Genomic DNA, 1,420 nt, shown 5'->3' with positions numbered 1-1,420 from the left:
CGCCGCGGGCGAGTCGTTGAGCCACCCAGAGTGGCAATGGTAAAACAACACCCGCGCCTCACTTGCCCTACTCGACGCCATCCGCGACGCCGGAGTTCCGCGACTGGTGTTCTCCTCCACTGCCGCGGTATACGGCGAGCCCGACCAAGTTCCCATCACGGAAAACAGCGCAACGAACCCGGTCAACACCTACGGCGATACCAAGCTCACCGTTGATCGAGCGATCGCCTCCATCGCCCGCGCCAGCGAACTCGGCGCGGTCAGTCTGCGCTACTTCAACGTCGCTGGCGCACACACCTGCGCTGACGGGTCGATGATCGGCGAACGCCACACTCCCGAAACACACCTCATCCCCCTCGCATTAGACGCCGCTTCAGGTCGACGCGAGAAGTTCAGCCTCTTCGGCGACGACTACCCGACCCCCGACGGCACCTGCATCCGCGACTACATCCACGTTACCGACCTTGCACGTGCGCATCTGCTAGCGCTCGATGCCATCCGGCCAGGTGAGCATCGGGTCTACAACCTGGGCAATGGAATCGGCTTCTCCAACAAGCAAGTCCTCGATGCCGTACGGCGAGTTACCGCAAACGAATTCGATGTCGAGACAGCACCGCGCCGTCCCGGCGATCCAGCGGTGCTCTACGCTTCGTCCGAACTGGCGCAGCATGAACTCGGGTGGGCACCGGCGAAACCCGACATCATCGACATCGTCGGGGACGCTTGGAAATTCCATCAGACAGCCGCACGATAACCGCCGCCCGATCCGCGGATGCGAGCCTTCTCTCGCGTACTTCAGTACATGCCCGCGCATCACTCGTCAGCACCGAGATACTCCGCTGAGCGGATCCTGAGCAAAGTGGTGGATCGGAGGCCTATGACCTACTTCGCTGTCCGATCTCTTGGCATCTGCATCTCCGCGTGTGTCATGTCTGTAGGCGGCGGGGGATGCGCCGATCAGCCGGAACAGATGGGCCACTTGTCCAAGTGCGCAAACGTAACGTTCCCACCGGGCGCGGATGTTGTTTGGTACGAGCACGATAACCGTTTCAGAGAATCGACCTCGGTAGCCGTGGTCGATATTCCTAGCGGCTCCGTCGGCGAGTTCAAGCAGCGATCCGGCTTCGCGGAGTTCGCTCCGGGGGTTCCGTCGACGTGGAAGTCCTACTGGGACGCGACCGGAATGAACGATCTGCTGATGACCGACGCCGGAAACGAGCACTCGATAGAGGGATACCGGGACCCGAGACGATACGTCGTCATCCACGACGGCGGCGAGACGCGGCGGGTCTTCGTTCACACGGACTGTTGACGCGTGTAGGTCATCGCGCTGGCGGCGTTGAGCGCACTGCCGATGTCGGTGCCACCGGGCACGATGTCGGCCATGAGCGAAGGACCCGTTCATCCGAAACCGTTGAAG

Annotated in this window: 1 protein-coding gene and 1 pseudogene; both read left to right on the top strand. The window is 62.0% G+C overall.

What is annotated here, in order from left to right; genetic code table 11:
* Positions 1-55: 55 nt before the first annotated feature.
* A pseudogene (gene galE, locus ACFWPJ_RS32840) lies at positions 56-754 on the top strand (UDP-glucose 4-epimerase GalE); the annotation flags it as partial.
* Between the two features lie 123 nt (positions 755-877).
* On the top strand, positions 878-1,312 hold the full coding sequence (locus ACFWPJ_RS32835; RefSeq protein WP_378857411.1) for a hypothetical protein: 435 nt from the start codon (positions 878-880) through the stop codon (positions 1,310-1,312).
* The last annotated feature ends 108 nt before the right edge of the window (positions 1,313-1,420 follow it).

The sequence above is a fragment of the Nocardia sp. NPDC058497 genome, assembly GCF_042720195.1.
Classification (GTDB): Bacteria; Actinomycetota; Actinomycetes; order Mycobacteriales; family Mycobacteriaceae; genus Nocardia.
The sequence above is the reverse complement of the archived record's forward strand: the minus strand, read 5'-3'. Positions and strand labels throughout refer to the sequence as shown.

What these genes read in the sequence shown, in the direction of transcription:
- ACFWPJ_RS32835 (WP_378857411.1), top strand. Translation starts at nt 878, where the DNA reads ATGACCTACTTCGCTGTCCGATCTCTTGGCATCTGCATCTCCGCGTGT.